Below are 24525 nucleotides of genomic sequence, written 5' to 3' on the forward strand. Positions count from 1 at the left end.
CTGATCGCAATGTTGTCGTGCGATTAGGTGTGCAATGACTTTCAGCGGCTACTATAGCTCGAGCGTGTAGACCGCTTCGGGGTAGTTCTCGCCGTCGATTTCGACCTCCCCTTCGTCGGTCTGCTCGAAGCCCAGTCCCTCGTAGAACCGGCGGCTGGCGTCGTTGAAGGCGAAGTCGAACGAGCGGACCTCCTCGGCCTCGGTCTCCTCGAGGGTCTCCATCAGCCGCTCGTGAAGCGCCGAGCCGACCCCCTCGCCCTGGTGGTCGGGGTGGACGTACATCCGGAGGACGTCGGCGGTCTCACCCTGTGCGACCGCGTGCGTGAAGCCGACGAGTTCGTCGTCGCGATCATCGGACTCCGTCCGACTCTCCTCCGCGGACCGTTGCTCCGCGCGCTCTGCGACGAGAACGACCGTTCCGGGTGCCTCGAGCGGCATCGAGTCGTCGGTGTACCACGCGTCGACGGTGTCGTCGATGGTGTCGGCGTCGAGTTCGTCGTAGGTATCGTGCCAGGTCGCGCGAGCGACTGCCGTGATCGCGTCGAAATCGTCTTCCGTCGCGGATCGAACGTTCATACCGGATCATCGAACGTGAGACATAAATAACTCGCTGACATAGCTGGGCCGGCGAGTATTGCCAAAACGGGTCGCTCACTCCCGAACGTCGAACCCCCGATCGCGGAGCAGTTCCGGCACCCGGCCGCGGTGGTCGCCCTGGAGTTCGATGCGACCCTCGCTGTCGTCGACCGTTCCGCCGGTTCCCAGCGCGCTCTTGAGATCCGACGCGGTCGATTCGATCTCCGATTTCGAGAGGTCGAACCCCTCGACGATCGTCACCGGCTTGTCGTACCGACGGCTCTCGGTCCGGATCGACAGCACCTGCTGGGACGTCTCGAGGTCCCCCTGACTGTCGAGTTCGTCGAGCAGATCGTCGAGGTCGTCGTCGTTGCCTGCCATACGGTATCACGGGTTCCGATCGGAGGATAGCCCTGTCCTTGCCCTCGCAACGGGGCCGAAGTGACCGTCGACGACCTACAGCCGCGATTTGATCGTCTCGGCCGTTTTCTCGCCGATCCCTTCGACGCTCCGGAGGTCCTCGAGGCTCGCCTCGCGGACGTTCTCGACGCTGCCGAACCGTCCGAGGAGCCGCTTTCGCGTCTCCGGGCCGACTCCCTGCACGTCGTCTAACACGGTCGCGACCTCGTCGCGGACGGTCTGGTGGTACTGCACGGCGAAGCGGTGGGCCTCGTCGCGGACCCGCTGGAGCAGATGGAGGTGCGGTGCGTCGCTGGGCCACGAGAAGGTGCGATCGGGCGTGACCACGCGCTCTTCGGCTTTCGCCAGCGCGACTGTCGGCACGTCCCAGCCCGCCTCGGCGAGCGCGTCCCGGGCCGCCTCGAGCTGGCCCTCGCCGCCGTCGATCAGGAGGAGGTCGGGCTCGGGCCGGTCGTCCCGTCCCTCGACGGCGCGGGTCGCGCGCCACTCCAGCAGGGCCCGCATGTTGTCGTAGTCGTCGTTCTGATCCGTCAACTTCTTCCGGCGGTAGTCGCTCTTCTCGGCGCTGCCGTCGACGAAAGCGACGTTACTGCCGACCGCCGCCGTCCCCTGCGCGTGGCTCACGTCGAACCCCTCGATCCGGCTCGCCGACCCGATCTCGAGGGCGTCCGCGAGCATCGCACACTCGTCGCGCCGGCCCACGTTGCGCCGGGCGTTCTTCAGGGCGAGTTCGACCAGTTTGGCCTCCCGGCCCGCGCCCGGCACGCGGACCGACACGCCCTCGGCCGCGAGCCAGTCGGCGACCTCGTCGTCGCCGTGGCGTTCGGGCAGGAGGAGGGCGTCGGGCAGCTCGCGCTCGGCGTAGTACTGGACGAGAAACGCCGACAGCACCGCGGGAACGCCCCCGCCGGCCTCGCCATCGCTTCCCGCGGAGCCGGGGGCCTCGAGCGTGTGGCGGTCCCGGTCGACCAGTTTGCCGTCCTCGGCGCGCAGGCGGGCGACGGTGGCGTCCGCGCCCGCGATGGCGACGCCCAGCACGTCGACGCCGCGCTCGTCGCCGACCGACTGGACGGCCTCGCCGCCCTCGCCGTGGAACGCCTCGACGGTCTCGAGCCGATCGCGCAGGTTCGCCGCGCGCTCGAAGTTCCGGTCCTCGGCGGCGGCTTCCATCTCGCGGCCCAACGGATCGGCGAGGATTCCCGTCTCGCCCTCGAGGAAGCGCTCGACCGCCGTCACGTCCTCGCGGTAGCTTGCGAGGTCGATCTCGCGGGTACAGGGGGCGGTACAGAGCCCCATCTCGTAGTCCAGACACGGTCGGTCCCGGCCCGAATACTTGTGGTCCGAACACCCCCGCACGCCGTAGGTTTCCCGCAGGGCCTTCACGACCGTCTCGACCTGGGCCTTGCTGGTGTAGGGGCCGAATACCGTCGCCGACTCGCCGGGATCGCGGGTGATCTCGATCCGCGGCGCCTCGTGGTCGGTCAACTGGACCATCGGGTAGGACTTGTCGTCCTTGAGCCGGACGTTGTAGCGGGGCTGGTGGCGCTTGATCAGGTTCGCCTCGAGCAGCAGGGCCTGGGTCTCGGTGTCGGTGACCGCGATCTCGACGTCGTCGGCGCGGTCGACCATCCGCCTGATCCGCGCGCTGCGGGGGTCGGCGTAGGACCGCACCCGGTCGCGCAGGTCGACGGCTTTCCCGACGTAGAGGGTGGTTTCCCCGTCCCGGAACTGGTAGACGCCGGGCTCGCGGGGCAACGATCCGGCGCGCTCGCGAACCCCGTCGGCTTCCATCGGCGGCCCTACGGCGTGGGGGAATTTCAGCCTGACTCATCGGGACCCGCTTTGTGTCCCTCGCCGCGCCGATCCTCGTCGTGCCCGTCGATCGGATTCGGTCGGATCGCGGCCTCGAGGTCGGCGACGACGCCGTCCTCGACCGCGGTGTCGGTGACGGGAACCGCGAGGTCGGCCCCGCCGCTGACCCGTATCACCAGCCGTCGCGACCGCGAGCGGACGTAGGCCCCGAAGAGGGCGACCGCGAGGACCAGCGCGGTGACGGCGAGCGCGACCGCACCCCACTCGAGGACGAGCAGCGCCGTCCCGACGCCCTCGCGGACGGCTCCGACGAGGTCGGACACCGGCGGGAGGGCCGGCGCGGACGGTGGCTCGACCGGCACGAGATCGCCGAGGGAGACCGCCCGTGCAGCCTCGAGCAGACCGACGCCGACGAACGCCGCGGCGAGCGACAGGCCGAGCCACGCGAGTCGGTCGGTCGACTCGACGGCCACCGTTCCGACGTTCGGGCGATCGACGGCGCGGAAGTTCCGGCCGCCCCGATCGGGAGTGAACGCCAGCAGTCGGCGGTTCGTGACGACGAGCGTCGCCGCCTCGAGATCGGCGCGGTGGGCGATCCGCTCGCCCTCGTCACACAACTGCTCGACGCGATCGGTCCACGCGGCGGCCCGGTCGCCCTGCACGTTGGCCATCGGTCGTCGCTCCCAGCCCACGGTCCAAGTACGTCGGGCTCCGTTCACGCGAGTAGGACGTGCCTTCCGGTCCGCTCGAACACGGTACATTCTCGGTCGTCGGGTGCCAACCCGGCGCGTATGAGTGACTCGACGGTACAGTGCTGGCTCGTCGAACGGGAACTGGGCGATCGCGACTTCGTCACGCTCGTCTACGCGACGCCGGACGGCTCGCGCTACCAGCAACGACAGCGTTCCTCGACGGCGCTGCGGACCGGCGCGACGGTCACCGCGGCCACCGAGGTCCCCGAGGACGAACTCGAGCCGGTCACCGACGAGGCGACCCGCAAGCGCTACGCGACGGAGGTCGAGCGGACCGCGGAGACATACGATCCCGACGACCCGATCTAGGATAGATTCTTCGCCTCTCCGGGAGAAATAACGGATCTCGAGGGCTAAAGGGTACATATCGCCGTCTTCAGCCGTTTCGGCGATGCACAAACCTTATCGGGAAACGCTGCGACCACACGGCCATGCCCGCTATCACAGTCGACGAGCTGACCAAACGCTTCGGTCAGACCCTCGCGCTCGAGGATCTCTCCTTCGAGGTCCGAGAGGGCGAGGTGTTCGGCTTCCTCGGTCCCAACGGTGCTGGCAAGTCGACGACGATCAACGTCATCTTGGACTTCGCCCGGCCGACCGCGGGCGAGGTCAGCGTCCTCGACATGGACGCCCAGCACAACAGCCGCGAGATCCGGCGTCGAACCGGCGTCCTCCCCGAAGGCGTCGAACTCTACGACCGCCTGACCGCCCGCCAACACCTCGAGTTCGCGATCGAGTCGAAAGACGCCGACGACGACCCCGAGGCGCTGCTCGAACGCGTCGGCCTCGTCGACGCGATCGACCGGAAGGCCGGCGGCTACTCCAAGGGGATGGCCCAGCGACTCATGCTCGCGATGGCGCTGGTCGGCGAGCCGGACCTCCTGATCCTCGACGAGCCCTCCACCGGCCTCGACCCCAACGGCGCCCGCGAGATGCGCGAGATCGTCCGCGAGGAGCGCGACCGCGGTGCGACCGTCTTCTTCTCGAGCCACATCATGGAGCAGGTCGAGGCGGTCTGTGACCGCGTCGGCATCCTCCGGGACGGCGAGATGGTCGCGGTCGACTCCGTCGAGGGACTGCGCGACTCCGTCGAGGGCGGCACGACGCTGCGGGTCACCGTCGACCGGATCGACGACGACGCCCTCCAGGCGGTCCGCTCGCTGCCGGACGTGAGCGACGCCACCGTCGAGAGACGCGAGCCGCCGACGGTCGTCGTCACCGTCGACGGCTCGAAGACCGCCGTCCTCTCGGCGCTCGAGGACCGCGGCATCGAGATCACGGACTTCGAGACGACCGAGGCCTCGCTCGAGGACGTCTTCCAGTCGTACACGACCGACGCCGAAACGGGGGTGCGTGCCCGATGAGTTCCGAAACGGGGACGCCGGGGGAGTCGGCCGGGGCGAGCGGCGCGCCGACGAGTTCGATCAACCCAGAGAGCGTTCGCGCGGTCGCGAAGAAGGACTTCCAGGACGCCGTCCGCTCGTGGCTGTTCTGGGGGCTGTCCGTGTTCTTCTTCACGATCCTCGTCGTCGTGACCGGGGCGCTGTCGTACTTCGGCGACGACATCGCAGCGCAGGGAGCGACGACCGACATGCTGGTCGTCTTCGTCAGCCAGATCACGAAAGTCATCGTTCCCCTGATCGCGCTGGTACTGGGCTGGAAGTCGATCGCGGGCGAGCGCGAGTCCGGAAGCATCAAAGTCCTCCTCTCGCTGCCCCACTCCCGAAAGGACGTACTGCTCGGGAAGCTGCTCGGACGGTCGGCCGTCCTCTCGCTGTCACTGACGGTCGGCTTCGTACTCGCCGCCGCCGTCGTCGCCGCGTTGCTCGGCGGCTTCGATATCGTCGACTACGCCGGGCTGCTCGCGATGTCGGTCATCTACGGCGTCGCCTACATGAGCATCGCCGTCGCGCTCTCGTCGCTGACGCGCTCGACGACCGTCGCCGGAGCCGCGATGGCCGCCGTCTTCCTCGTGTTCTACGGCGTCTGGAACGGTCTGGAGAGGGTCTTTAGACTGCTCGGCGAGCGCGACATACTCTTTTTCGATACCGTCACGTACACGGTTGAGTCTGGGGGTCGGACCTTCGAACTCACCCGGCCCGAAAACTGGGCGTACTTCGTCCTGAATCTCGACCCCGGAGAGGCGTACAATAACGGGCTGACGCTGCTGACGGACGTCGAGGCGCTCGAGCAACAGTCCGCGGTCAGCGCCGAGATGTTCGGCGGCGAGTTACCGATCTTCCTGCAGGACTGGTTCTCGTTCCTGATCCTGCTGTTCTGGGTCGTCGTCCCGCTCGCGATCGCGCTCTACCGGTTCGACCGCGTCGACATCTGATCGGTCGACGGTACCGATTCACTTTTCGCGTTCGTCTCCCGCCGGCAGGCGATTTACGGCACCGGCCGTGATACCCCCGGTCGTGACCGACTGCATCTTCTACGGCGGCAAGGGCGGCGTCGGCAAGACGACCTGCGCCGCCGCGACGGCCCTCCGACTCGCCGACGCGGGGCGGGAGACGCTCGTCGTCTCGACCGATCCGGCCCACTCGCTTTCGGACTCGCTCGAGACCGATCTCGGTCCCGAGCCCCGCGAACTCGAGGCCGGGACCGAAGGGGGCCTCTGGGCCGTCGAGATCGATCCCGACGCGCGAAAGGAGCGCTACGAACGGCTGGCGCGGGCGCTGGCCGCGGACCTGCGCAGCGCCGGGATCCGACTGGACGACGAGGAGGTTCGACGGCTGTTCGCCGGCGGCGCGCCCGCAGGCAGCGACGAGATCGCGGCGCTGGACCTGCTCGTCGAGTACGTCGACGACGGCGACTGGGACGTCGTCGTCTTCGATACCGCGCCGACGGGCCACACCCTCCGGCTGTTCGACACGCCCGAGGTGATGGGGCTGGCCCTCGAGACGGCCGAGTCGTTACGCGGGCAGGTCAAGCGGATCGGCGACGCCGCCCGCACCGCGGTCCTCGGCCCGATGTCGATGTTCGGCAGCGGCCGCGACGACGGGGACGAGAGCCTCGAGTCGTTCCGGGCGCGCCTCGAGCGCGCCCGCGACCTGCTGACCGATCCCGACCGCACCGAGTTCCGGGTCGTCTTACTCCCGGAGCGCATGGCGATCGCCGAGTCCGAGCGGCTGGTGGCGACGCTGCGGGAGGCCGACGTGCGGATCGACCGACTCGTCGTCAATCGAGTCTTCGAGGACCCCGAAGACGACTGTTCGCGGTGTCAGTCGCGACACGAGCGACACCTCGAGCGAGTCGCGGAGATCCGGGCGACCTTTCCCGACCTCGAGGTCGTCACGCTGCCGGAACGGGAGGGCGAAGTGCAGGGCCTCGAGACGCTGGCGGCGGTCGCAGGGCGGTTGCCCAGCGACGCGTGAGGGGGTGATCGGCTCGAGCGGCCCCTGTTCTTTTACCCGTCAGCGGACCAACGTATGCGCATGGGGCTCTCCAACGGTCGAAATCCGACTCGGCTCGAGACCGCGATCGGACTGGCCGTCGCCGTCGTCGCGATCGTCGGCACGCAGTTCCTCGGCTGGGAGTGGGGCGACGGACGGCTCGTGCCGACGATGATCGGGGTCGTTGCCGCCGCGATCGCTGTCGTCGCGTTCCTCGCGCGCCGCGACTGACGCCCCGATCGGACCGCGGACGGCCGCGACCGATCACTCGAGGTCGATCCCCCGGTCCGCCAGTAGCTCGCGGAACTCGCTTTCCTCGAGGATCGGCACGTCGTTGTCCCGCGCGTCGTCCCGCTTGGTCGCGCCGGGGTTCTCGCCGGCGACGAGGTAATCCGTGTTCCCCGAGACGCTGCCGGTGGCGTTGGCCCCGTGGGCCTCGACGGTTTCTCGGGCCTCGTCCCTGGTCACGCCGGTCAGCGAGCCGGTGAAGACGAGCGTCAGCCCCGCGAGTTCGTCGGCGTCGGCGTCGGTCTCGGCCGCCCGTGGCGAGACGTGATCGAGGACGGCGTCGACGACGGCCGCGTTGGCCTCGCTCGTGAAGAAGTCGTGGATCGTCTCGGCGACCGTTTCGCCCACGTCGTCGACGCCCTCGAGCCGCTCGGGCTCGCTCTCGGCGGCCTCGCGGAGGGCCTCGAACGTGCCGAACTCGCGGGCGAGTTCGCGGGCCGTCGTCGGGCCGACGAGGGGGATCCCGAGCGCGGAGACGAAGTCGGAAAGCGGCGGCTCGCGGCCGCCCTCGATCTCGGCCAGCAGGTTCTCGGCGCTTCGCTCGCCCCAGCCCTCGAGGTCGGTGAGGTCCTCGCGATCGAGTTCGTACAGGTCGGCGACCGACTCGAGCAGGCCGGCGTCGACCAGTTGGCGGACGCTCTTTTCGCCCAGCCCCTCGAGGTCGAGTCCGTCGTCGCTCGCGTAGTACTCGATCGACCGGCGCAGTTGGGCGTCACAGCCCAGCCCGCCGGTACAGAAGGCCATGGGGCCGTCGCGCTCGACGGGGCTGTCGCAGACGGGACAGCTGTCTGGGAGTTCGTAGTGGCCCTCGCTGCCCTTCTCGAGGACCTCCTCGACGTAGGGGATCACGTCGCCGGCGCGCTGGACGCGGACGGTGTCGCCGACGTTGACGTTCTTTTCGGCGATCTCCTCGGGGTTGTGCAGGCTGGCCCGCGAGACGGTGACGCCGCCGACGTCGACCGGCTCGAGCAGGGCGACGGGAGTCAGCCGCCCCGTCCGGCCGACCTGGACCGCCACGTCGGCGATCGTCGTCACTTCCGCGCGGGCGGGGAACTTGTAGGCGAACGCCCAGCGGTCGTGGCGGGCCGTCCGCCCCAGTTCCTCGCGGGCCTCGCGGTCGTCGACCTTGATGACGACCCCGTCGATCTCGTAGTCAAGCTCGTCGCGGGCCTCGAGCATGCGGTCGCGGTAGTCGATCGCGCCCTCGATGTCCTCGACGACCTCGACGCGGTCGTTGGTCCGCAGCCCGTAGTCGGGGAACCGCTCGAGTGCCTCGCGGTGGCTGTCCGCGAGGTCGCTGGCCTCGAGGACGTCGAAGTAGAAGACCGCGAGCGGGCGCTCGGCGACGACGGTCGGATCGAGCTGACGGATCGTCCCGGCGGTCGCGTTCCGGGGGTTCGCGAAGGGGTCCTCGCCGCGCTCGATGCGCTCGCGGTTGTACGCCTGGAAGGCGTCCTTGGGCATGTAGACCTCGCCCCGGACCGCGAGGAACTCGGAGTAGTCGCCGCGGAGCCGCTGCGGAACGGAGCCGATCGTGCGCGCGTTTTCGGTCACGTCGTCGCCTTCGCGGCCGTCGCCGCGGGTCACGGCTCGCTCGAGGCGGCCGTCCTCGTAGACGACCTCCATCGAGACGCCGTCGAACTTGGGCTCGCAGACGTAGTCGACGTCGCCGACCTCCCGTCGCACCCGCTCGTCGAACTCGCGTATGTCTTCCTCCTCGCCGCTCCCTTCGATCGAGAGCATCGGCGCGACGTGTTCGACGGTGTCGAACGCCTCGATCGGCTCGCCCCCGACCCTGCGAGTTGGGCTGTCGGGGTGGTCGAGGCCGAACGCCTCCTCGAGTTCCCGCAGTCGGGAAAACAGCGCGTCGTAGGTCCGGTCGCCGATGATCGGGTCGTTCTCGACGTAGTAGCGTCGGTCGTGTTCGCGGACGGCCTCCCGGAGCAGTGTGACCTGCTCGCGGGCCTCGTCGCCCGAGAGGTCCTCGACCGGTTCGAAGTCGGTCGGCGGCTCCCGGAGATAGGGGTTGTCCTCGGCGTTCTCGTCGGCGACAGACATTGCTCGAGAGTTGCTGCTCGCACCCGTTAATGCTATTGACTGGGGCTTGCCCGCGTCGGTCCGGGTTTCTCGAGGCAACTGTCGTCGGTCAGTTCCAGTGGGGCGATGGATTCGCGATGCGAGTCACTCGAGTGTCCTTCGACTATGCGTTCGTTCGATCACGACGGTGGTGGAAGCAGTTCCGTGCACTCGCTATCGTTTGTCTCATTCACGATATCGACCGATCACTTCGAACGGTCAGTCTCGAAGTGCTGTCCGACAGCCTGTCGTTATGATGCGTCCGCGTTGGTCGTTCGTCGGGAGCCAACGGTGTTTGCTACCCACCCACCGACACGACCGGATCCGAGACCGAATAGGGGTGCAACACACACCACCACTCCACTGGCGAAGACGACGAATACGACCCTCTGTAGCGACCAGGTTGCCGTCGTCCCTGCCGTCACGATGAATACGAGCAGTCCGAGGGCGCCACCAATGAGACCAGCGCGGAGTCCAGCAGCACCTGGGTCCGACGAGCGGATCGCAGCGATGACTCCTGCGACGAACGCTCCGATTATCATTATCCCACCGCCGATGGTCGCCTCCGAATTCGGTAGCCAGTTTAGCACGACGATGACGGGTAGCGAAGCGATTGAACCGATGAGCGCGAATCTCCATGCCGGAGGAAGAGTGTGGACGAGGCGAGGTAACACCATATTCGTTTCTACGTTCTAATAGTACATACTTTCACCGGAGCGGGGAATGGAAGATCTGCTGAATTACTTCCAGGGGTTGTCCACCAGCTCAGTGTGAACGCTCGAGCCGACGGCGATCCGACAGTCGGCCCGCGGCGAGGCGAGACACAGCAGGACGTAGCCGTCCGCCAGGTGTCGGTCCTTCAGGGCTCGAGGCCGTCGGCGGTGCGCGAGGGCATCGTCGGCGGCACCCTCGAGTAGCCGCCCCGTACAGGTCCCGCAGGCACCGGTGCGACAGCCGAACGGCAGTCCGATATCGTTCCGTTCGGCGGCCTCGAGGATCGTCTCGTCCTCGCGCACCTCGATGGTTCGACTGCGGCCGTCGGGCCACTCGAGGGTGGCGTCGTGGTTCGTCATCCCGACTGCCCTCACTGCCAGACGTCGCTCGTGCAGTCGCCGTCGGGCCACCGGATCTCGTGGGCGCGGGCCGGTCCTGCCGGACAGTCGCCCCAGTCGACGAGGAAGTCCTCGTCGAGTTCCATCGTTCCCGTTCGGGGGTCGACGTCGGCTTTCAGCATCACCGAGCCGCGCTCGGCCTCCTCGGGGTAGAACTGGTCGTCCCACGAGGAGAACAGCGAGGTGGTCCAGTAGAGGCGCTCGCCGTCCAGCGAGAGCTGGAGCATCTGCGGGCCGCCGGCGAGTTCCCGGCCCCGGACTTCCTGAACCTCGCCGAAGGTGCCCCCGACCGACAGCGAGTCGGCCCGCCGCGGGTTCGACGGGTCCGAGACGTCGTACATCCAGACGTCGCCGTGGAGCCAGTTCGAACCGAACAGGTACCGGTCGTCCATCGAGATCAGGATGTCGGTCGTCAGCCCCGGCACGGGCATGTCCCAGTCCTCGTGTTCGCGGGCCTCGAAGTCGATCACCTTCTCGGCGCGGTACTCGTCCGCGTCGACATCATAAAAGAAATGGAACATATTCGACGAGAGCGCGGTCCCGACGAACCCGTGGGTCGACTCGGGCGTGTGGAGGAATCGCACCTCGAGCGGAATCTGCCCCTCCTCGCCGAGGTCGATGGTCTGTTCGACGGTGCCGTCCTCCCAGTCCCAGAAGTGGATCTTTCGGCCGTAGTTCCCGGCCTCGACGTCCTCGAGGTCGAAGCCCGGATAGTAGGTCTTCGGGGCGGCCCACTCGGTCGAGACCATCACGTTCTGGCGGGGCTGGTACCAGTAGTCGTAGTTCATCTCGATCTCGCCCGGCGGCTCCCAGCGTCCTTCGATCTCGAAGTCCTCGTTCAGTTCGAGGAACCCGCCCGGCAGTTCGCCGTCGGCGTCGCCGAGCATGCTGATCAGGATCTGTCCGTCCGGAATGCAGTGGACGGTGTGGGGTGCCGAGAGGTCGTACTCGAAGACGTCCTCTGGTTCGATCACCGTCTCGAGTTCGGGATTCCGGCGGTCGGCGGCGTCGAGGACGTGGATCCGCGAGGAGCGCTGGCCGGGGACGATCAGGTGTCGCCGCTCGAGGCCGTCCACGTGGCACGAGGACGAGCAGGCGTTCCACCCGAAGTGGTGGAGTTCGTCCCCGCGCTCTGGCATCTCGACCCGATCGACGATCTCGCAGTAGGTCTCGGAGTCGGGATCGAGGTCGACGACCGCGACGAAGTCCGGCGCGTCGACGTCCGTGCCGACGTAGAGGCTCATCACGTACGCCAACTGCTCCCGTTCGCTCTCCTCGATCGCTGCCTGAGGCGTCGCGTAGCCGGGACCCTCGTGGTGGTGTTCGTGGTCGTGACCGGGTTCGACGTCGCCTGACGTGCTAGCGTCACTCATGAGATTCCCGACCACGAGCGGGTAAATAAATCTGGTCGGGGGTGACGCGAGCGGACGGACCTAGGCCCAGGGGCTGTCGCCGACCTCGGCGCGCACCCGCGGCCCGACCTCGATGCGGCAGTCGGCCTGCGGCGAGGCGATACACAACAGGACGTAGCCGTCGTCTCGCTCGTCGTCGGTCAGCGCCCGCGGCTGCCGGCGATACGCGAAGGCGTCTCCCACGTCCGGCCGCGACGCGTCCTCGTCGTCGCTCTCGCCGTCCTCGAGTCCGAGCAGCCGGCCGACGCAGGTGATACAGGTCCCGCTCCGGCAGTCGTAGGGCAGTCGCGCGCCGACCCGCTGGGCCGCCTCGAGGACCGACTGGCGCTCGGCCACGTCGAGCGTCCGCGTCCGGCCGTCGGTCCACTCGAGGGTCACCTCGTGGCTCGTCATCGGTCCGTTCCCGCTATCGTCCGTCGTGCGTACAGTTCATCCATGACACTGTGTACCGTTACGAGGGCCAAGGAGAAAAAGTCGGTTGCGTTTCGACGACCGATTTCGCGATGGCGGCTCGGTTCGGACGGGCCGTCTCAGTCGACGGACGGCGTCACCGTCTCCGCCGTCGGTTCCGCCTCGGGAGCCTCCTTGTAGGCGATCCCCCAGCCGGTCACGCCCATGGCGATCAGGACCAGCGGCGAGAGGATCCCGAAGAAGTAGTACGGCGCGTACTCGACGACCGGCACGCCGAGGGTCGACGCCATGAAGACGCCGCCCGATCCCCAGGGAACGAACGCCGACGTCGTCGTCCCGGCGGCTTCGACCGCCCGCGAGAGGTTCCGGCTCTCGAGGTCGTACTCGTCGTAGAGGTTCTGTAAGGTCATCCCGGGCACGACGATCGCCATGTACTGTTCCGCGGCGAGGAAGTTCATCGCGACCGTCCCCGCGGCCGTTCCGGCGGTCAGCCCGGCGACGCTACTGACGGCCCGGCCGATGTGGTACGCGAGCGACGCCAGCACGCCGGTCTCCTGGAGGATCCCACCGAGTGCCAGCGCGGCGACGATGATCGTAATGACCCACACGGAGCCCGAGAGTCCGCCGCTTGCGAGCAGTTCGTTCGTGAGTTCGAGGCCGGTCTCGGGACTCGTTCCGTTGTGAACGGTTTTCCACGCCGCGGCGAAACTCGTTCCCTGGACGGTGGTGCTGATCCCGACGCCGGCGAAGATGCCGGCGCCGAGCGACGGCAGCGCCGGAAATCCGTAGAACGCGAGCGCGAACGTGACGACCAGTGGGAAGAGCGTGATCGGCGAGACGGCGTAGCTGCTCGCGAGGCCGGCTTGCATCTCGGCGACGCGGTCGACGGGGATCGTTCCGCTCGCGTTCAATCCCAGCGCGACGAACAGCACCAGCGAGACGGTAAACGCGATCAGCGTTCCGGGGCGCATCGCCCGAATGTGGTCCATCAGATCCGTGTTCGTGACCGCGGCGGCGAGGTTCGTGGTATCGGAGAGGGGGGAGTTCTTGTCGCCGGTGTAGGCACCGGAGAGGACGGCACCGGCCGTCATCGCCTCCGGGATCCCGAGCCCGGAGCCGATCCCGATCATCGCGACGCCGAGGGTCCCGGCGGTCGTCCACGACGAGCCGATCGCGAAGGCGACGACCGCCGAAAGCACGACGGTAAAGGGGAGGAATATCCGCGGCGACAGGAACTCCAGCCCGTAGTACATGAGCGTGGGGATCGTTCCGGAGTCGATCCACGACGAGATGAGCATATAGATGACAAACAGGATGAGAATGGCTTGTAGCCCGGTCAGAATACTGCGACTAATCCCGTCGTAAAGGCGCTCCCATGAGTAGCCGAAGTAGTACCGTCCGAGCAACCCCGCGAAGGCGATCCCCCACAACAGCGGCATCTGCGGGTCCATCTCGAGCCAGATCATCCCGACCGAGAGGAACAGAATCATGCCGGCGATCGGGAGGAGCGCCTCCCCCAGGCTCGGGCGGTCCTCATCGGGGATGTCGTCGTAGGCTTTCGGTGTGAAATCAACTCCCATGTGCGAGTCTCGTCCGTGTTTGCGATACCGGGTATAAATATATCTTCTTTCGAACGCCGGCTCGGCTCCCGGGCGGGCCGCCGACCGGACCCGGTACTTTACCCGTTGGGACGCCTAGGATCGAGCAGATGGGACAGGGAACGGAGTTCGGACTGGTCGACCTCGAGGACGTCGAGTCCCCCGGCGACGAGTGGGAGGAGATCGACGTCTCGGATACCGAAGCCGATCGGATCGCCCGCAAGCGCGACCGCGAGTTCGAACAGTTCGAGGAGCGGATCAAGGACGCCGAACAGTTCAAGGTCGAGCAGTCGGTCTTCGACGACGCGACCTTCGCGGCGCTGTACAAGCTGGTCCAAGACGGCTACGTCGAGGCCTTCGGCGGACCGCTCTCGACGGGCAAGGAGGCAAACGTCTACCACGCCCTGGGCGACGACCGCGAGGTCGCGGTCAAGATCTACCGGATCAACGCCTCGAACTTCCGGCAGATGCGCGACTACCTCGAGGGCGATCCCCGGTTCGAGGGACTGGGCGGCCAGAAGAAAGACGTCGTCCTCGCGTGGACGAAAAAGGAACTGGCGAACCTCCGACGGGCGAAGGCGGCCGGGGTTCGGATTCCGGAACCGATCGCGACCGAACGCAACGTGCTGGTCATGGAGTACATCGGGACCGACGACGGCCGCGCGAAACGACTCGGCGAGGTCCACATCGAGAACCCGCAAACCGCCTACGAGGTCATGCGCGAGTACATGCGTCGGCTCTACTCGGCCGGCCTGATCCACGGCGACCTGAGCGAGTACAACGTCGTCTTCGACGAGGCCGAGGGTCAACTGGTCCTGATCGACCTCGGGCAGGCCGTCACCGTCCACCACCCCAACAGCCGCGAGTTCCTGGAGCGCGATTGCCGGAACGTCGCGAGTTTCTTCTCGCGGCAGGGGCTCGACGTGACCGAGAGCGATCTGCTCGAGTTCGTCACGAGTCCGGAGCCGGACCCCTCGAGGGACTGAGCCGCGGACGGAGAGCGGCCAAACGCCTTAGTGGATCGCCCGCGCGGAAACGCGTATGCACATCGGCATCATTTCCGACACCCACGACAACGTCGACGCGATCGAGCGTGCGACCGAAATATTCGCCGAAGAAGGCGTCGAGGTCGTCGTTCATTGCGGCGACTTCATCGCACCCCTGATGATCGACTACTTCGAGGCGTTCGAACTCCACGGCGTCCTCGGCAACAACGACGGCGACGTCCGGAACCTCCAGCGCGCGTTCGACTCGCTGGGCGGCGAGAGCCAACTCCACGGCCGGTTCGCCGACCTCGAGTTCGACGGGCTCTCCTTTGCCGTACTCCACGGCGAGAGCAAGGCGGAGGTCGAAGCCATCGCGGCTGGCGACAGCTACGACTTCGTCTGTTACGGCCACCATCACGAGCGCGAGTTGTCGGAGGACGGCCGGACGACGGTCCTCAACCCCGGTGCGCACGTGCTGGCGGCCGACGACGACCGGACGGTCGCGATCGTCGATACCCGATCGCAGTCGGTCCGGTTCCGCTCGGTTATCGAGTAGCGGGTTTCGACCGCGACACCACCCGAGACGGCGCGTGTGACGGTGTCACTCCCCACTCGGTACTCGCGGACCAAGCGCTTAACCTCACCCAGCCAGTATCGAACAGTATGCAGCACGTGAAGATTCCGCAGGACCGCATCGGGGTTCTCATCGGTGAAGGTGGCGAGACGATGCGCGAGATCGAGGCGGAGGCGCAAGTACGACTCGACATCGACTCGGAGAACGGCTCCGTCGCCGTCGAAACAGTCGGTGATCCCGTACTCGGTCTCAAGGGTCCCGAGATCGTCCGCGCGATCGGCCGCGGCTTCGCGCCCGAGGACGCCCTGCGACTGCTCGAGGACGACATGATGTTGTTCGACGTCGTCGACATCGACGCCGCCGCCCGCAACAAAAACGACATGAAACGCAAGAAGGGCCGACTCATCGGTGAAGGCGGCCGGACCCGCGAACTGATGGAGGAACTGACCGGGGCCGACGTCGTCATCTACGGCTCGACGCTCGGTGTCATCGGCGCGCCACAGGAGGTCGACGCCGTCCGCAGCGCCGCCGAGATGCTTCTCGACGGTGCGCCCCACGGCGCGGTGTACTCCTTCCTCGAGGAGAAGCACAACGAGATGAAACACCAGGGAATGGAGTACCACCGGTTCCCCGGCGGTCAGTCCTAACCGCCGCTTATATTCTCGCAGAACTATGTGTGTTCAGTAAAGGGGATTGTTTTCCTCCATCCAGTTATCGAGTACGGTCTTATAGAGGGATTTGATTCACCGGGATCGGTTTTCAAACCGGTGAAATCTTGATAACTGTGAGTCCATAGCCCATTCGTGGATATCTACATTTACTGGTCGCTGTAACTAAATACAGAGCGTCCTATTCCAAACTACATATGTCTTGCGCCTACTAAACAGGGCAGATAACGGTAATATCTATTCAATACTACTTGCAGATAATAGTGGATCGTAATGGTGAAAAACGACCTCTCCCGACGAAAAGTGCTGGCGACAGCCGGGGCAATAACAGTCGGATTCGGTGCTTCAGGAACAGTTGTTGCTCGTGAACGTGACGATCCGAGTGAGAAGTTTACCAGGCAGATGATTCAGGCCCAACAGATCGCAAAACAAGAAGGGCTGGAGGAGCGTCAGAAGTATCTAGATAGAATTGGCATCAATCACATGGAAAAGGACCATCAGTTTGCAGTCCAAAAAAAACGCTTCGTATGAAGACCGGGCACAACCAGCGCACGAGCCACCGATTTGTGTCGATCCACTTGATTGTGATGCTGATATTAACGTCCAGTCTTCTCTGACCTACAATCCACGAGGAGAAGAGTTTCACTATTCGTATTTCATTCGGTTTAGATACGGGTATGCAGACGATCCATCGTACCCTCCACGGTATATCTATGCAGGACCGGAAGACCCGGCAGACACACTCGGTCTCACGTGGGAAAACAGTTCCGCGGCCAAGAGATTAGAGATACGGGACCATCGAAAGGTTCATAAATCCGTTGTGACTGATGACTACACCGAGTTTGACGAGGGAAGCTGGACCGGATCGGGACTCGGTATTCTCGTTGATGGATATCAGGCATCAATCGATTCCGGGAAGACCGGAAACGATGAAACGGACTGGAGTCAGATGGTCGTCGCTGGAGTTTTTCTTGAGAAGGCCGTTGATTTCAGACCTGAGACATCCCTTCGTGGGATATACGAATATGCGTGGAAAGGGACAGAACCGGACGTGGCAGTGTCGTATCCAGCATCAATTACATTTAAGCAGAATGAGTACGAGAAGTCCGAAGAACTTCAACATACTCCGGATGGTGAAACCCTTCATATTAAAGCCAAAGAAGTAATGTGAGTCTTTATCACCAGTATATAAAAGAAATCATATATGTCCTATCTTAGACGGAGACGGATTCTTCAACTCGTGTTCGTCGGGATTGGTGTCTTGCTACCGGGTTGCTCAGAATGGGTGCTTAATACCGATCATGAGGATGAAGGAGTCCTGATCGTTAATAATCTCACTCGAGAACCGGTGTCGATTGAACTCGTCGTTCGAGGGACCAAAGAGCGTATCTTGTATGAGGGCCACCCACGGATCGAGCCTGGAAAGGGATTCCGTACGGAGTCCTTCCCGGCTGAGGCAAGAACAGTAGAATACGAAGTCAACGACGACAATTCAGGTAGTATTGACATCACTGAAAACTCACAAGGAACACAGAACCCTGGGCCGACAAAGTTCACGATATCCTATACGACTAGCGAGGGGATGCGATATGAAGGGTGACGAGTATCGATAGTAGCAACTGAAACGATGTACACGCTGATCGCAACGCCTGCGATCACGTGTGCAGGGACGTTCAGTTGCTGCTATAGCGTGTATATGAGTGACCTCTTCCGGTCACGACTTCCTGCACAATCGTACTATAAAAGATTGTGCGTGAACTCAGTAGAGGGGGGTGCTGTCGGCGCTTTGTCGGACTAATTCTGAACTATAGCGAAATGCTTATATAGAATCACAATCAATCCTTCGAGTGACTATGGCTCAACAGCAGATGGGCAACCAGCCCCTTATCGTACTCTCGGAGGACAGCCAGCGAACCTCCGGGGAGGACGCGCAGTCGATGAACGTGCAGGCCGGGAAGGCCGTCGCCGAGTCGGTTCGGACGACGCTCGGCCCGAAGGGGATGGACAAGATGCTCGTCGACTCCTCGGGCAACGTCATCGTCACCAACGACGGTGTCACGCTGCTCTCGGAGATGGAGATCGACCACCCCGCGGCCGACATGATCGTCGAAGTCGCCGAGACCCAGGAAGAGGAAGTCGGTGACGGTACCACCAGCGCGGTCGTCATCGCCGGCGAACTCCTCAGCCAGGCCGAGGATCTGCTGGACCAGGACATCCACGCCACCACCCTCGCCCAGGGGTACCGAGAGGCCGCCGAAGAGGCCACCGCGGCCCTCGAGGAGGTCGCCATCGACGTCGACGAGGACGACACCGAGGTCTTAGAGCAGATCGCCGCGACGGCGATGACCGGCAAGGGCGCGGAGAACGCCAAGGACCTGCTCTCGGGACTCGTCGTCGAGGCCGTCCGCGCGGTCGCCGGCGACGACGGCGTCGACACGGACAACATCAAAGTCGAGAAGGTCGTCGGCGGCTCCGTCGAGAACTCCGAACTCGTCGAGGGCGTCATCGTCGACAAGGAACGGGTCTCCGAGAACATGCCCTACTTCGCCGAGGACGCCAACGTGGCGATCATCGACGGCGACTTGGAGATCAAAGAGACCGAGATCGACGCCGAGGTCAACGTCACCGACCCCGACCAGCTCGAGCAGTTCCTCGAACAGGAGGAACAGCAACTCAAGGAGATGGCCCAGGGAGTCGCCGACGCCGGTGCCGACGTCGTCTTCGTCGACGGCGGTATCGACGACATGGCCCAGCACTACCTCGCACAGGAGAACATCATCGCGGTCCGCCGCGTCAAGTCCAGCGACCAGTCCCAGCTGGCCCGCGCGACCGGCGCGACGCCCGTCTCGAGCGTCGACGACCTGACCGAGGACGACCTCGGTGCCGCGGGCAGCGTCGCCCAGAAGGAGATCGCCGGCGACCAGCGCATCTTCGTCGAGGACGTCGACGACGCCCAGGCCGTCACCCTGATCCTCCGCGGTGGCACCGAACACGTCATCGACGAGATCGACCGCGCCATCGAGGACTCGCTCGGCGTGGTCCGGACGACCATCGAGGACGGCAAGGTGCTCGCCGGCGGCGGCGCGCCCGAGATCGAACTCTCGCTCGCGCTGCGTGACTACGCCGACTCCGTCGGCGGCCGCGAACAGCTCGCCGTCGAGGCCTTCGCCGACGCGCTCGAGGTCATCCCGCGCACGCTGGCCGAGAACGCCGGCCTCGACCCCATCGACTCGCTGGTCGAACTGCGCAGCGCCCACGACGGCGGCGACACCGGCGCCGGCCTCGACGCCTACACCGGCGACACCATCGACATGGACGCCGAGGGCGTTTACGAGCCGCTGCGCGTGAAGACCCAGGCCATCGAGTCCGCCACCGAGGCGGCCGTCATGCTGCTGCGCATCGACGACGTCATCGCCGCGGGCGACCTCGCGGTCTCCCACGACGACGACGACGACGACATGCCCGCCGGCGGCCCCGGTGGCATGGGCGGCGGCATGGGCGGTATGGGCGGCGGCATGGGCGGCATGATGTAGGACTAAATTTTGCTCTGTCGTTCGAGAGAGCGAAGCTCTCTCGTGACTGAGCGAATCGGAGATTCGCGAGGTCCGCGAGACCTTCGGTCTCGCTTGATGACGAAAGGCGCTTCGCGCCTTTCGAACCACGGGCCAGCGAAGCTGGCCCTCGGCAAAATTTAGTATAAAAGCCCTCCTCGCTCCCTGCCGTCGCTCGACTGTTGCTCGTTCGGCGGGCGCTCGCCCGCTCGAGACGTCCACTGTAGTCGGCTCATTTCAACGGTCTCTCTGTCGCCGCTCTCGAATCCCGAAGCGTTTCTCTCCGAGGTCGAAGCGGTCCACGAGACGAGTCGTTCGAAGTTGTCGACTGCTCGATCGGGTGGCTGTCCCGGGCGACGACCGCCGTCGGATCCGGTCGCTGCTGGTGACTGCACCGGTCGCTCACGGACGCGTTTAACGTCCAGTACGCTCGCGACGGTGAGCGACCCGAGTCGCCCGGGCCGGTGTCGGACCGACGCTGGCGACGGCCTGCCGGCCCCCGAAACCGGGACTGGCAACTATCGTAGCTCTTGAAACGATTCACACACCGATCACAACGCTGTCCTGCGATCGGGTGTACATTGACTTTCGAGAGCTACTATACAGCACGTGGAATCAGGGCCCATACCGGACGGTCCCGTCTGACACGGCGGTCTCGAGTCACGACGAACTAAGTACGAGCCCGCAATATTCGCGGGTATGAACACGCTTCTATTAGACAGCGACGACGTCGACGAACACGCTGCGCTCGCGGCCGTCATCGACGCCGTCGAAGAGGCCTTCGGGGCCTTCGAACGCGGTGACACGCAGATGCCGGCCAAGTCCTACATCGACCTGCCACAGTACAACGGCGACTTCCGGTCGATGCCGGCCTACCTCGATACCGGCGACTGGGACGCCGCCGGGCTCAAGTGGGTCAACGTCCACCCCGACAACCCCGCGGACCACGATCTGCCGACCGTCCTCGGGACGATGATCTACTCCGACCCCGAGACCGCCTTCCCGCTGGCGATCATGGACGGGACGACGCTCACCATGAAACGGACCGGTGCCGCCGCGGCCGTCGCCACCGACTATCTGGCCGTCGAGGACGCCACGAGCCTCGGTCTCGTCGGCGCCGGCGTCCAGTCCTACACCCAGCTCGAGGCGATCAGCGAGGTCCGGCCGATCGAAGAAGTCGTCGTCTCTGATCCCGACGACGAGCGCGTCGACCGGTTCGTGGCGACCTACGAGGACCGGTTCGACGTTCGCGGCGGCTCGATTTCGGAGGCCGGCCACCGCGACGTGCTGTCGACGGTGACGCCGGTCGAGGACCCGATCGTCGGACCCGACGACGTCGGCGACCATACGCACATCAACGCCATCGGGGCCGACGCAGAGGGGAAACACGAACTCGAGGACGCCCTGCTCGAGGCGGCGCGGATCGTCATCGACGACCACGAGCAGTGTACCCACTCGGGCGAGATCAACGTCCCGTACCACGAGGGAGTGCTGACCGACGCGGACATCCACGGCGAGATCGGCGAACTCGTCGTCGGGTCGAAAGCGGGGCGGACGGCGGAGACGGGCAACACGGTCTTCGACTCGACCGGGCTCGCGATTCAGGACGTCGCCGCCGCGCGGGTCGTCTACGAGCGGGCGTCGGCGGACGGTGACGGCCACCCCTTCGATATCGTCGGCGTCGACGACTCGGCGTAAGGAACGACCCGGCTTTCGGCGTCGTCGGTTCGGGTTCGACCGCGGCAGTTGCTGAGTACGACTGGTCCACGCTCGGTTTCTATAGTAGCCGCTGAAACGATTTACACACTGATCGCAACGCTGTCGTTCGATCAGGTGTGCAATGACGTTCAGCGGCTACTATAACGCTCGGTCCATCGACAACACGCGCCGCCCGGACCGGCCGACCGACGGTCGGTGAGCCGACCGCGCAAGCGCCGCGGAATCGACCCCGTTATCGGCTGATCCACCGGCCGAAGCCGCCCCGCCGTCAGTCCGGCGGCTCGGCCCGAACTCCTCGGCGGCTATCGTAGCTCGATGCGCACCGATCGCAACGTTGTCCTGCGATCGGTGTGCAAATCGTTTCAAGAGCTACTATAGACCGACCGTTCCCGAGACGGATCCGATCGGGACATCGTTACAGCGACCCGCCTCAGTCGTCGATCTCGATCGCCGGCCGTCCGGGTTCGGCGTTGGAGAGGGCGGCCTCGTCGGCGTCGATGGCGCGGACGACGTCGACCGGCGCGTCGAACTCCCGTTCGATCAGCCACGCGGCCGACTCCAGTGTCGCGTGTTCGTCTTCGGGACCGAGCGTCATCGAGAGCGCTTCCCGTTCGGCCTGCAGATCCTGACCGTAGTCGGCCGCGGCGTCGCCCTGTTCGCGGATGTGGGACTCGCTCATGAGTTCGCCGATCAGGTTGTCGGCGTCGCTCTCGATCGCGATCTCCAAGGCGTCGTACTTCCAGTCGGGGGCGACGACGACCTCGATCCCCGTCGGATCCTCGATCCCGGCGACGTCGACGATGTCGCGGATGTCCTCGCGGGTGTTCTCGACCAGCTGCCGGCGCTTTTCGACCCGGTCGCGGTCGATCTCGGCGGTCGGCCACTCGGCCTCGGCGACGAACCCGTCGTCGCCGAGCGTCTCGTGGAGTTCCTCGGCGATGTGGGGCGCGACCGGCGCGAGCAGGCGGACCACGGCCGACAGCCCGCGCTCGTAGGTCTCGGCGTGGGGCTCGGTGTAGTCGGCGTATTGGCGCAGCGTTCGCACGAGGTCCTGCGTTTCCCGCAGCGCCTTGTTGAACGTCAGGTCGTCGTACTCCGCCGTGGCGATGGCGATCGTCGCGTCGACCTCCGCGGCGACGTAGCTCGCGATCGCATCGTCGTCGCCGTCGGACTCGTCGGCGACGTACCCCTCGACCATCCCCTGCAGGCGCTCGAGGAAGGCGTACGTCGACTGGACGCCCTCCTCGCTCCAGTCGAAGTCCCGCTCGGGCTGGGCGGCCTGCATCATAAAGAGTCGGGCGGTGTCGGCCCCGTACTCCTCGACGATCCGCTGTGGCGAGACGACGTTACCCTTGGACTTGGACATCTTCTCGCCCTCGAGCTGGACCATCCCCTGTGCCAGCAGATTGGTGAACGGCTCCCGATGCTCGAGTCCCTCGTGGTCGGCAAGTACCTTCGTGAAAAACCGCGAGTAAAGCAGGTGCATCACGGCGTGTTCGATGCCGCCGACGTACTGGTCGACGGGCATCCAGTCGTTGGCCCGCTCCATGTCGAAGGGGGCATCCTCAAGGTCCGGCGAGACGTACCGCAGGAAGTACCACGAGGAGTCGACGAAGGTGTCCATCGTGTCGGTCTCCCGTTCGGCCGGGCCGCCACACTCGGGACAGGTCGTCTCCTTCCACTCCTCGGCGGCGTCTAATGGATTGCCGGTCGTGTTGATGAACTCCGGCAGTTCGACGGGCAGGTCCGCTTCGGGGACCGTCACGGGGCCGCAGTCGTCGCAGTGAACGACCGGGATCGGCGTCCCCCAGTAGCGCTGGCGGGAGATCCCCCAGTCACGTAGCTGATACTGCGCGGCCTCCTCAGCGCTGTCGATGTCTTCGGTGAGTCGCTCGCGGGCGATTTCGCTCTCGAGGCCGCTGTACTCGCCGGCGTCGATCAGGACGCCGTCCTCGGTGAACGCCTCGTCCTCGACGTCCGGGGCCTCGGGCTCCCCGTCGTCGGGTTCGGGCGCGATGACCGGGCGGATCTCGATGTCGTTCTTCTCGGCGAAGGCGTGGTCGCGCTCGTCGTGGGCCGGCACCGCCATCAGCGCGCCCGTCCCGACGTCCGAGAGGACGAAGTCCGCGACGTAGACGGGGATCTCCTCGCCGGTGACGGGGTTGGTCGCGGTCAGGCCCGTCTCGACGCCGTTGGGTTCGTCGCCGTCGGGGTCGGCCTCCTCCTCGACGAAGCGCCGGACGTCGTCGTCCTCCTCGGCCAGTACCTCGCTGATCGGGTGGTCCGGCGCGAGCGCGAAGAAGGTCGCGCCGTGGATGGTGTCGATGCGGGTCGTGAAGGCGGTCACCGAACCGTGCCCGTCGATGGCGAAGTCGACCTCCGCCCCGTACTGGCGGCCGATCCAGTTGCGCTGCATTTGCCGGACCGAGTTGGGCCACCCCTCGAGATCGTCGATCGCCTCGAGCAGGTCGTCGGCGTACTCGGTGATTTTCAGGAACCACTGCTCGAGTTCGCGCTGTTCGACGGGGGTGTCACACCGCCAGCAGAGTTCGGCCTCGCCTTCGACCTGTTCGTCGGCCAGGACGGTCTCGCAGTGGGGACACCAGTTGACTTCGGCGTCGCGGCGCTCGACCAGGTCCTCCTCGTGGAACCGGGAGAAGAGCCACTGGTTCCACTGGTAGTAGTCGGGCGTGCAGGTGGTGATCTCCCGGTCCCAGTCGTAGCCAAAGCCCATCGACTCCATCTGTTCGGTCATCGTCTCGATGCAGTCGAATGTCCAGTCGCGCGGGTTGGTATCGCGCTCTTTGGCCGCGTTCTCCGCGGGGAGACCGAAGGCGTCCCACCCCATCGGGTGGAGGACCTCGTCGCCTTGCATTCGTCGGAAGCGAGCGTACGCGTCCGTGATCGTGTAGTTGCGGACGTGGCCCATGTGGAGTTTGCCCGACGGGTACGGATACATCCCGAGGACGTACGTCGGATCCTCGACGTCGTCGGGCGTCCGGTAGACGTTCGCCTCGTCCCACGCCGCTTGCCAGCGCCGTTCGACCGTCGCGTGGTCGTATCCCGCGTCGCTCATTTGCTTATATAGCTATAGGCGGGGACGCCGCCCTATAGCTTTCCATACTGCACCCCCGCAGACGACCGCCTCGAGTCGTCGCGACCGGTCGGGTTCCGG

General features: G+C 65.6%; 23 protein-coding genes. 12 read left to right on the forward strand and 11 right to left on the reverse strand.

The window, feature by feature from the left end; all coding sequences use genetic code 11:
• Positions 1–51: 51 nt before the first annotated feature.
• From A6E15_RS17090 to A6E15_RS17105, 4 genes are all read right to left on the reverse strand, one after another.
• Complete coding sequence (locus tag A6E15_RS17090) at positions 52–576, reverse strand: GNAT family N-acetyltransferase (RefSeq protein ID WP_076148007.1); 525 nt, start codon at positions 574–576, stop codon at positions 52–54.
• Between the two features lie 75 nt (positions 577–651).
• Positions 652–957 carry an SUI1 family translation initiation factor gene (locus A6E15_RS17095; protein ID WP_076148009.1) on the reverse strand — a complete coding sequence of 102 codons (306 nt, stop codon included), beginning with the start codon at positions 955–957 and terminating at the stop codon, positions 652–654.
• A gap of 75 nt (positions 958–1032) precedes the next feature.
• A complete protein-coding gene (locus A6E15_RS17100) occupies positions 1033–2787 on the reverse strand; it encodes an excinuclease ABC subunit C (RefSeq protein WP_076148011.1) in 1755 nt (584 codons plus the stop codon).
• Positions 2788–2813: 26 nt separating this feature from the next.
• The gene (locus A6E15_RS17105) at positions 2814–3479 is read right to left on the reverse strand and encodes a hypothetical protein (protein WP_076148012.1); all 666 of its coding nucleotides are present in this window, start codon (positions 3477–3479) and stop codon (positions 2814–2816) included.
• A gap of 120 nt (positions 3480–3599) precedes the next feature.
• Between A6E15_RS17105 and A6E15_RS17110 the strand changes: the two genes are divergently transcribed.
• From A6E15_RS17110 to A6E15_RS17130, 5 genes are all read left to right on the forward strand, one after another.
• The gene (locus tag A6E15_RS17110) at positions 3600–3869 is read left to right on the forward strand and encodes a hypothetical protein (protein WP_076148014.1); all 270 of its coding nucleotides are present in this window, start codon (positions 3600–3602) and stop codon (positions 3867–3869) included.
• Between the two features lie 122 nt (positions 3870–3991).
• Positions 3992–4924, forward strand: coding sequence for an ABC transporter ATP-binding protein (locus A6E15_RS17115; protein WP_076148016.1), 933 nt, complete (start codon positions 3992–3994; stop codon positions 4922–4924).
• The gene (locus A6E15_RS17120; RefSeq protein ID WP_076148018.1) at positions 4921–5895 is read left to right on the forward strand and encodes an ABC transporter permease; all 975 of its coding nucleotides are present in this window, start codon (positions 4921–4923) and stop codon (positions 5893–5895) included. Before A6E15_RS17115 ends, A6E15_RS17120 begins: the two co-directional genes overlap by 4 nt.
• 82 nt (positions 5896–5977) lie before the next feature.
• The gene (locus A6E15_RS17125; protein ID WP_076148020.1) at positions 5978–6937 is read left to right on the forward strand and encodes an ArsA family ATPase; all 960 of its coding nucleotides are present in this window, start codon (positions 5978–5980) and stop codon (positions 6935–6937) included.
• 60 nt (positions 6938–6997) lie between these two features.
• Complete coding sequence (locus A6E15_RS17130) at positions 6998–7186, forward strand: multidrug transporter (RefSeq protein WP_076148022.1); 189 nt, start codon at positions 6998–7000, stop codon at positions 7184–7186.
• Positions 7187–7219: 33 nt separating this feature from the next.
• On the opposite strand, the gene ligA is transcribed toward A6E15_RS17130, so the two are convergent.
• From ligA to arcD, 6 genes are all read right to left on the reverse strand, one after another.
• The gene (gene ligA, locus A6E15_RS17135) at positions 7220–9301 is read right to left on the reverse strand and encodes an NAD-dependent DNA ligase LigA (RefSeq protein WP_076148023.1); all 2082 of its coding nucleotides are present in this window, start codon (positions 9299–9301) and stop codon (positions 7220–7222) included.
• 269 nt (positions 9302–9570) lie between these two features.
• Positions 9571–9996 carry a DUF5518 domain-containing protein gene (locus A6E15_RS17145; RefSeq protein ID WP_076148027.1) on the reverse strand — a complete coding sequence of 142 codons (426 nt, stop codon included), beginning with the start codon at positions 9994–9996 and terminating at the stop codon, positions 9571–9573.
• 63 nt (positions 9997–10059) lie between these two features.
• Positions 10060–10392 (reverse strand): 2Fe-2S iron-sulfur cluster-binding protein, encoded by a 333-nt coding sequence (locus A6E15_RS17150; protein ID WP_076148029.1) that lies wholly within the window; start codon positions 10390–10392, stop codon positions 10060–10062.
• Between the two features lie 11 nt (positions 10393–10403).
• Positions 10404–11804: a selenium-binding protein SBP56-related protein gene (locus A6E15_RS17155; RefSeq protein WP_076148031.1), complete on the reverse strand. Its 1401-nt coding sequence runs from the start codon at positions 11802–11804 to the stop codon at positions 10404–10406.
• Positions 11805–11864: 60 nt separating this feature from the next.
• On the reverse strand, positions 11865–12236 hold the full coding sequence (locus A6E15_RS17160) for a 2Fe-2S iron-sulfur cluster-binding protein (protein ID WP_076148033.1): 372 nt from the start codon (positions 12234–12236) through the stop codon (positions 11865–11867).
• A 137-nt stretch (positions 12237–12373) separates the two neighbouring features.
• Positions 12374–13834, reverse strand: coding sequence for an arginine/ornithine antiporter ArcD (gene arcD / locus A6E15_RS17165; RefSeq protein ID WP_076148035.1), 1461 nt, complete (start codon positions 13832–13834; stop codon positions 12374–12376).
• Positions 13835–13962: 128 nt separating this feature from the next.
• Here arcD and rio1 point away from each other — a divergent pair, with 128 nt between their 5' ends.
• The 7 genes from rio1 (at position 13963) to A6E15_RS17195 (ending at position 21329) form a co-directional block, all read left to right on the forward strand.
• Entirely contained in the window at positions 13963–14838 is an 876-nt protein-coding gene (rio1, locus tag A6E15_RS17170; RefSeq protein ID WP_076148037.1) for a serine/threonine-protein kinase Rio1, read from the forward strand.
• A 55-nt stretch (positions 14839–14893) separates the two neighbouring features.
• Positions 14894–15394 carry a metallophosphoesterase gene (locus A6E15_RS17175; RefSeq protein ID WP_076148039.1) on the forward strand — a complete coding sequence of 167 codons (501 nt, stop codon included), beginning with the start codon at positions 14894–14896 and terminating at the stop codon, positions 15392–15394.
• A 107-nt stretch (positions 15395–15501) separates the two neighbouring features.
• On the forward strand, positions 15502–16059 hold the full coding sequence (locus A6E15_RS17180) for a KH domain-containing protein (RefSeq protein ID WP_076148040.1): 558 nt from the start codon (positions 15502–15504) through the stop codon (positions 16057–16059).
• 294 nt (positions 16060–16353) lie between these two features.
• Positions 16354–16611, forward strand: a complete 258-nt coding sequence (locus A6E15_RS21480) for a hypothetical protein (protein ID WP_245800591.1) — start codon at positions 16354–16356, stop codon at positions 16609–16611.
• Between the two features lie 289 nt (positions 16612–16900).
• Complete coding sequence (locus A6E15_RS21485; RefSeq protein ID WP_245800592.1) at positions 16901–17251, forward strand: hypothetical protein; 351 nt, start codon at positions 16901–16903, stop codon at positions 17249–17251.
• 697 nt (positions 17252–17948) lie between these two features.
• A complete protein-coding gene (gene thsA, locus A6E15_RS17190) occupies positions 17949–19613 on the forward strand; it encodes a thermosome subunit alpha (protein WP_076148042.1) in 1665 nt (554 codons plus the stop codon).
• A 717-nt stretch (positions 19614–20330) separates the two neighbouring features.
• Positions 20331–21329, forward strand: coding sequence for an ornithine cyclodeaminase family protein (locus tag A6E15_RS17195; protein ID WP_076148043.1), 999 nt, complete (start codon positions 20331–20333; stop codon positions 21327–21329).
• A gap of 451 nt (positions 21330–21780) precedes the next feature.
• Here A6E15_RS17195 and leuS read toward each other — a convergent pair whose 3' ends face one another.
• Positions 21781–24426, reverse strand: a complete 2646-nt coding sequence (gene leuS, locus A6E15_RS17200; RefSeq protein ID WP_076148045.1) for a leucine--tRNA ligase — start codon at positions 24424–24426, stop codon at positions 21781–21783.
• Between the last annotated feature and the right edge of the window lie 99 nt (positions 24427–24525).

The organism is Natrinema saccharevitans (genome assembly GCF_001953745.1).
Lineage (GTDB): Archaea > Halobacteriota > Halobacteria > Halobacteriales > Natrialbaceae > Natrinema > Natrinema saccharevitans.

Bases quoted from the DNA above. Each gene is read 5' to 3' on its own strand.
- A6E15_RS17090 (WP_076148007.1), bottom strand. From the start codon at position 576: ATGAACGTTCGATCCGCGACGGAAGACGATTTCGACGCGATCACGGCA.
- A6E15_RS17095 (WP_076148009.1), bottom strand. From the start codon at position 957: ATGGCAGGCAACGACGACGACCTCGACGATCTGCTCGACGAACTCGAC.
- A6E15_RS17100 (WP_076148011.1), bottom strand. From the start codon at position 2,787: ATGGAAGCCGACGGGGTTCGCGAGCGCGCCGGATCGTTGCCCCGCGAG.
- A6E15_RS17105 (WP_076148012.1), bottom strand. From the start codon at position 3,479: ATGGCCAACGTGCAGGGCGACCGGGCCGCCGCGTGGACCGATCGCGTC.
- A6E15_RS17110 (WP_076148014.1), top strand. From the start codon at position 3,600: ATGAGTGACTCGACGGTACAGTGCTGGCTCGTCGAACGGGAACTGGGC.
- A6E15_RS17115 (WP_076148016.1), top strand. From the start codon at position 3,992: ATGCCCGCTATCACAGTCGACGAGCTGACCAAACGCTTCGGTCAGACC.
- A6E15_RS17120 (WP_076148018.1), top strand. From the start codon at position 4,921: ATGAGTTCCGAAACGGGGACGCCGGGGGAGTCGGCCGGGGCGAGCGGC.
- A6E15_RS17130 (WP_076148022.1), top strand. From the start codon at position 6,998: ATGGGGCTCTCCAACGGTCGAAATCCGACTCGGCTCGAGACCGCGATC.
- ligA (WP_076148023.1), bottom strand. From the start codon at position 9,301: ATGTCTGTCGCCGACGAGAACGCCGAGGACAACCCCTATCTCCGGGAG.
- A6E15_RS17145 (WP_076148027.1), bottom strand. From the start codon at position 9,996: ATGGTGTTACCTCGCCTCGTCCACACTCTTCCTCCGGCATGGAGATTC.
- A6E15_RS17150 (WP_076148029.1), bottom strand. From the start codon at position 10,392: ATGACGAACCACGACGCCACCCTCGAGTGGCCCGACGGCCGCAGTCGA.
- A6E15_RS17155 (WP_076148031.1), bottom strand. From the start codon at position 11,804: ATGAGTGACGCTAGCACGTCAGGCGACGTCGAACCCGGTCACGACCAC.
- A6E15_RS17160 (WP_076148033.1), bottom strand. From the start codon at position 12,236: ATGACGAGCCACGAGGTGACCCTCGAGTGGACCGACGGCCGGACGCGG.
- arcD (WP_076148035.1), bottom strand. From the start codon at position 13,834: ATGGGAGTTGATTTCACACCGAAAGCCTACGACGACATCCCCGATGAG.
- rio1 (WP_076148037.1), top strand. From the start codon at position 13,963: ATGGGACAGGGAACGGAGTTCGGACTGGTCGACCTCGAGGACGTCGAG.
- A6E15_RS17175 (WP_076148039.1), top strand. From the start codon at position 14,894: ATGCACATCGGCATCATTTCCGACACCCACGACAACGTCGACGCGATC.
- A6E15_RS17180 (WP_076148040.1), top strand. From the start codon at position 15,502: ATGCAGCACGTGAAGATTCCGCAGGACCGCATCGGGGTTCTCATCGGT.
- A6E15_RS21480 (WP_245800591.1), top strand. From the start codon at position 16,354: ATGGTGAAAAACGACCTCTCCCGACGAAAAGTGCTGGCGACAGCCGGG.
- thsA (WP_076148042.1), top strand. From the start codon at position 17,949: ATGGGCAACCAGCCCCTTATCGTACTCTCGGAGGACAGCCAGCGAACC.
- A6E15_RS17195 (WP_076148043.1), top strand. From the start codon at position 20,331: ATGAACACGCTTCTATTAGACAGCGACGACGTCGACGAACACGCTGCG.
- leuS (WP_076148045.1), bottom strand. From the start codon at position 24,426: ATGAGCGACGCGGGATACGACCACGCGACGGTCGAACGGCGCTGGCAA.